Below are 6,840 nucleotides of genomic sequence, written 5' to 3' on the forward strand. Positions count from 1 at the left end.
ATAAAAAGCGGTGATTTCATGATACTATGAAATCACCGCTTTTGCTTTATGTTTGAATTCTTTTCCTTAATTAAGCATCTACTTCATTATTCTTCAAGAACTCTTTTGGAGTCATTCCGTACATCTCTTTAAAACTCTTAGAGAAATACGATCGATGAGTAAAGCCCACCATATACATCACATCAGAGACATTATATTCCCCTTGTCGTAATAACTGACCTGCCTTCTTCATCCTAACGTTGCGAATAAATTCATTGATGGTCATATCGGTCATCGCTTTAATTTTTCTGTACAAATTCGTTTGTCCCATTCCTAAAGCTTCACCCAACATTTTAACATTAAACTCTGAATTATCAATGTCTTTCTCTATTTCATCGACCACTTTCTGAAGGAATTTCTCCTCAAATGTAGGAGCATCAGAAATTGGTTGGACCTGAGATGAAAACTCTGCTTTGTATTTAGCTTTTAACTTATCTCTCTGTAAAAGTATTTTTTGAACTCTTAATTTGAGATAATCAACATTAAATGGTTTTGCAATGTAATCGTCAGCCCCCTTATCAATACCTTGCATTTTATTATCAATACCATCTTTAGCTGATAACATAATTACAGGAATATGATTCGTTAGGACATTCACTTTTAATTTATTACAGAATTTGATCCCATCCATTACAGGCATCATCCAATCTGAGATGATTAAATCAGGCATCTCTTTTTTGGCTATTTCCCAACCCTCTTTACCATTATTGGCCTTGAAAATCTTATAATCTGATTCAAAACAGTGAGCGATAAAGCTTTGCATATCTTCATCGTCTTCTACAATAAGTAATTTATACTGACTATTTTGTTCTTGAGTAAGTTCCTCATCTGATTCAGATGTTGTAATCACAAAATCTTCCTCATGAATTTCTTCTTCCTGTTCTACTTCCATCTGATGTGATTCATATGGTAAATAAATGATAAATTCAGCTCCTTCACCAAGTTCAGACTCTAGTTCTACCCAACCCTCATGCATTTTGACATAATCATTTACTAATGAAAGACCAATACCTGTTCCTTGTTGACCAGTATAATTCTCGGTCTTGACATTAATAAATCGTTCAAAGATTTGAGATTGAACCTCTTTCGGAATTCCTAACCCCGTATCTTTCACCTTAATTTCGACATATTGTTGCTGATTGCCATTTGTTTCTATATGCACCACATTTAATAAAATTTCAATCCTTTCATTATTAGGTGTATATTTTAATGCATTCGAAATAAGGTTATAAATCACCTTCTCTATTTTTTCTGAATCAAACCAAAATTTCAGTTCAGGTTGTTTAGTATAAAAATTAAGATTGATATTCCTTTTAGATACAATTTCAGTAAAATCATTGGTAATTGACTTACAAAGCTTTACCATATCAAACTTTTCTAATCTTAATTTCTCGGCATCCTTATCCAATTTTCTAAGATCTAAAATTTGATTCACCAAACGTGTCAATCTATCTGTGTTACGTTCGATAATCTGTAATAACTTCTTTTTGTTAGTATCAGATTCCATAGCAGATAACTCTGACAATGGACTAGTAATTAATGTTAGAGGCGTTCTTAGTTCATGAGAAACGTTAGTGAAGAAACTAATTTTCATTTGATTGACTTCTTCACTTTGCTCTCTTTTTAACTTCTCAATTTCAAGGTTATTTTGTGTATTGATATTTTTCTCAGTCATTCTCTTCGCCAAAAAGAAAACCACACAAATAACTATAAAATAGATAGCTTTGGCCCACCAAGTAGCCCAAATTGGAGGATGAATGATTATTTCAAGTGATTTATATTCATCAGAAAATTTACCAAATTGGTCGGAAGCCATTACTTTAAAAATGTATTTACCAGGCTTTACTTTAATATAGGATACTGAATGTTCGTTTGCTGGTAAAATCTTCCAATCATCTTCTAGACCTTCTAACTGTACTCTGTATTCATGTGCATTATCTAATCGGAAATCTAATCCAGAAAATGACAATCCAAAGGTATTCTCATCATGTTCTAATTCAATTTTTTCCACATGATCGATGGTATTTGTTATCACATTATGTTCATTCAACTTCGTCTGAGGAGTAATTTCTCTGTTCAGCACATTTAAGGATGAGAACCTAACTTTTGGCACATCACTTACTAAACTAACTGATTTCGGATCAAAACAAGTAAACCCTCTTTTCCCTCCAAAGACAAGATAATCTTGATACTTCATCGAAACCTTTTGAACAAAGTGATTGATTCCCGTTGATTCATAAGAGAAACTAAAAGATAGATTCGATTTCTGATCAAATAGATTTAGTTTAGAAGTCGTTGTATACCAAATTTTATCTTCTAAGATTTCGTAGGATAATATTTTGGAAGGTGCTTCAATCGCTTCTTCAAAACGATTAGATGCGGTATTCAACTTAAAGAATCTGTTTTCTGAAATCGCCCAAATAGTACCACTTTGATCCTTCTTTAATAGTTTAAGGTATTTATAGTTTAGTTTTTCATTGCTTTTTACTTTAGAAATAGTACCTGTAGTCAAATCAAAATAATCTAAACCATTACCTGTAGCGATATACGGATTTTCATTTTCATTAAAGAAGATACTGTAGATATAATCACCCGAGATAGTATTCGATTGTTTATTGTTAGGTCTAAATGAAAGAAAACTTAATTTTCCTTGATCATTTTTCTCCACTTTATACACTCCATACATACTTCCAATCCATACTTGCCCTTTTGGACTTTCGGCAATAGAAAATAGATAATCTGTTTTTAATGTTCCTTTTTTTCCTCTTTCTGCTGTATAAGCTGAAATTTTATTTGTCTTAGGATCAATAATATTCAACCCACCCGGCGTTACCAACCACACATCTCCTTCTTTGTCAATTATTACATCGTTCACATTATTATGAAGAATCTGTGGCACTTTAAATGAGTGAAAACTATCTGATTTTCTATCATATTTTATTAATCCACTATTATCAGTTGCTATCCACATATTTCCAGAAGCATCTGATTTCATAGCCTTAATTGTCAGTTCCTTATCAAGTAGTTGATTTGAAAAAGGTAATCTATTCAAGTTAAAGGTATCATCACCTAGAGTAATTCTACTTAATCCGTTATCAGAACAGAACCAGGTAATTCCTCTATTGTCCTTATAAATCTGATTGATAGAGTTTCCTGCAATTGAAAATTGGTTGTAATAATCAGAATAAAACTGTTGGAACGATTTTGTGCTTTCATCAAAGATATTTAAACCATGTCCTGTACCCACCCAAATCATTTCTTCATTAATTCTAACTAATGACCTGACGACATTATTGCTTATACTTTTCTTGTTATTTTTCTGATAACGGTACTTAATAAATGATCCTGATTCTGTATCAAAAACTGCTAACCCTGTCTCCGTTCCTACATATAATTTAGTATCATCTTTATCTTTAAGTGGTAAAATATCTATAATAAGGTTATTCTTTTTGTAAATTTCATCGGGCGTTTGTAATCTATAGCGGGTAAATGTATTGGTCTTTCTATCCAATTTATTTAGTTGATCGTGTGTCCCGATCCAAAAATCACCTTTTTTATCTTCGTAAATAACACGAACAACATTACTTGTCAACCCCTCATCAATTCCTTCGTGATGTTGATAGGTTACTTTTGAATTATCATCAAGATTAATCATTTCAAGTCCTTTTGAAGAACAAATCAATAATTCATTTTTTGATGAAACATAGAGATTATGAATCTTACGATAGCTATCGAACCTAGAGACTACTTCGAAAGTATTATTTTCATAAGAATATTGGTAAACTTGATTTTCTGCCGCTATATATATGTTTCCATTCAAGTCTTTAGCAAAACAAGATACTCTCGCTGACCGCATTTTTTCAAATTGAAAGCCATCATATCTAAAAAGCTCATTCGATAAAGCCAACCAAATGTATCCTTTATCATCTTCCAAAATTGCTTTTACATCATCTGCTCTAGACGCTATATCAACTTTAGTAAATTCATAATTTCTTACAGAAGTGTAGGAGTTGAATGGTAATAAAAAAAATAGTGATAGTAATATTATATTCTTCATACATCAATTCATTTCAGTAGTCCAATATATTTAATTCGCTTAGCTGTTATTTATTCAACAAATATCAAATAAAAATATCAAACACAGTAGTTAAAAACAGTTCATTTTTATAATTACTTAAATATAATTTTTGATAATTAGAGCAATACATTCATTACAAGCAATTTAGAATTTGTGTTAGTAATTGAATAATTTATGTTATCAATTTGATTTAATTACTGGAAATCCGTTAAAACAAAAAAACTAATTGATCATGTTTATCACATCATCAATTAGTTTTTGTCCTAATACTATCCAAAACCGATGGTCATTAATTCAGCATTTGGTCGATATTTAGATTAAAAGGTGTTGCCGGCAAATTGGCAGAATTATACAAATTACACTCAGGGAATTTAGCATAGGCGTACATAATCAAATTGTTTCCTTGAAGATTTACTTCTACTTTATTCTTACCGATAATCTTTGCTGATATAGCATCTAGTTTTCCTTCATCATTTCTAACAGCAAAACCAATCACTTCATCTTTTCCATCAGAAGTAGTTAACTGCTTAGCCACATTATCAAAAGTGATAATCAATTTATTGTTATCTACTTTATACGATTTTACTGTTGGTCCTTCTGCAATCACTTTCTTTTTATAAGTATCTCTTAAAGCCAATAAAGATAATCTTCTTCCTACTTCTTGTTTATTTCTTGGATGAATATCATGTGCTTCTCCAACATCCATAGCGGTGGCCATTCCTGTATTTTCAAATTTCAAACACTCAGCTTGAGCTAAACGAAACATGGCCCATGACTCATTTTGCATTTCTCTACCTTTCACCCCTTTAAATCCGGCAAGCTGTACAAAATAAGTAGGCATATTTTCATTTTTGAAATGTTTTCTCATCATACCTACAAATTCACCATACCAAGTAATATAAGGTTTAGGTTCACCAGCATTTGTTTCCCCTTGATACCAAATCATCCCTTGCACTGTATATGGGATCAATGGATGAATCATATCGTTAAAACAATATGAACCCAAACAGTTTTCAGGGAAATAAGGTGCTTTACCTTCAGGATTCTCATCCCATTTTTTCTTTTGCTTATGATAATGTGCTAAGAAGTTTTTATTTCTTCTTTCAATACCTTCTATTTCTGGAGAATTTTTTATGGTTTCTGCATCCATAAACGTACTGATACTTGCTCCTCCATAAGAAATATCAATTAAGCCAATGGCTACTCCTTTAAGATTGTCGGATAACTCCTTACCAAAGAAATACCCTACAGCTGTTTTGTTTTTAATAGTAGTTGATGAACATACTTCCCACTTTGCCTTTACCTCAGTTTTTGGTGTGTCAGAACCTGATAATGGCATGGCTAAAAAACGAATATTAGAATAATTAGATGAATTTTTAATCTCTTCTCTTGGGTTATTCGCATCTCTTACAAACCATCTCATGTTAGATTGTCCTGCACAAAACCAAACTTCTCCTACCATTACATTTTTGTAAGTGATAGTTTCATTTCCTTCTGCTTTTAATTCATAAGGTCCGCCATATTTCATTTTAGGAAAGCTTACAGACCATTTCCCATCCTTGTTCACTTTTACATTGACAGCTTTTTTGTCTAATGATATTTTAAACTCAGATGATGGTTTTCCTTCACCCCAAATTTGAATTTCTTTGTTTGCTTGAAGTACCATATTATCCTGGAATACTTCTGCGAATTTTAATTGGCCAAATGCATTCAGGGCAATTAAAATAAATAAAAAAGTGTTTAGTGTTTTCTTCATGTTCATTTCATTACAGTGAATATGATATAAAGATGAAGATTAATTCTCTTTGCGATTATTATTAATCCCTCGAATAAAAGATTTATCAGTTTACTACTAATTTTTGATATATATAGACAAAGGTAGCAGGTAGCAGGTAGCAGGTAGCAGGTAGCAGGTAGCAGGTAGCAGGTAGCAGGTAGCAGGTAGCAGGTAGCAGGTAGCAGGTAAATTCATCGATTCAATAATATCATCCAAGATTTCGGTGTTATTTTTCGTAGAAACATTATTTATTTCTTCGTCTTTAAAGTGGTGACCTTGGCCCTCGTTACACGGACTATTGGCCTACATTATTTGGGCATTTCTAATTCTGAAATACCATATACATCCACGTCTCCAGCGAGGCGGCCTTGGCCCCTCGGGGACCATCGGTTTACGAAGATATAACTACATTGGACACCAACAACATTCTCATTTGATATATGCACAAACAAAAAAAGGTTAGCCAACATCTTGTGTTAACTAACCTTCTATATTTAATGAATGTGGCGCCGACTTACTCTCCCGGGGGTTAACCCAGTACCATCAGCACTGTAGGGCTTAACTGCTCTGTTCGGAATGGGAAGAGGTGAACACCTACGTCATTGGCACCATCAATGTCTTAATATCATTGACTGTGAACAGTAAAAACTTTGTCAGTGCCCCCATCAGGGGACACCAACCGAAGAAAAGCTTTCGGGCGATTAGTACTTCTCAGCTTAATCCATCTCTGAACTTACACTTGAAGCCTATCAACGTCATCATCTATAACAACCCTCATAAGGAAATCTCATCTCGAGGTGGGTTTCGCGCTTAGATGCTTTCAGCGCTTATCCGCTCCACACATAGGTACCCGGCGATGCTCCTGGCGGAACAACCGGTACGCCAGAGGTGTGTCCAACTCGGTCCTCTCGTACTAAAGTCAGAGCCTCTCAAATTTCCAACGCCC

2 protein-coding genes and 2 rRNA genes (1 of these 4 running past the window's edge) are annotated in these 6,840 nt (G+C 33.3%); all 4 read right to left on the reverse strand.

The genetic code is table 11. From position 1 onward, the window contains the following. Nucleotides 1–70: 70 nt before the first annotated feature. Nucleotides 71–4,096 (reverse strand): hybrid sensor histidine kinase/response regulator transcription factor, encoded by a 4,026-nt coding sequence (locus tag MY04_RS25760; RefSeq protein ID WP_066215754.1) that lies wholly within the window; start codon nt 4,094–4,096, stop codon nt 71–73. Nucleotides 4,097–4,406: 310 nt separating this feature from the next. After that, nucleotides 4,407–5,873: a sialate O-acetylesterase gene (locus tag MY04_RS25765; protein ID WP_066215756.1), complete on the reverse strand. Its 1,467-nt coding sequence runs from the start codon at nt 5,871–5,873 to the stop codon at nt 4,407–4,409. Between the two features lie 522 nt (nt 5,874–6,395). Further along, nucleotides 6,396–6,507: ribosomal RNA gene (gene rrf / locus MY04_RS25770) — 5S ribosomal RNA — on the reverse strand. Between the two features lie 68 nt (nt 6,508–6,575). After that, nucleotides 6,576–6,840, reverse strand: a 23S ribosomal RNA gene (locus MY04_RS25775); it runs 2,614 nt beyond the window's last position.

Source organism: Flammeovirga sp. MY04 (assembly GCF_001682195.2).
In the GTDB taxonomy this organism is placed as follows: domain Bacteria; phylum Bacteroidota; class Bacteroidia; order Cytophagales; family Flammeovirgaceae; genus Flammeovirga; species Flammeovirga yaeyamensis.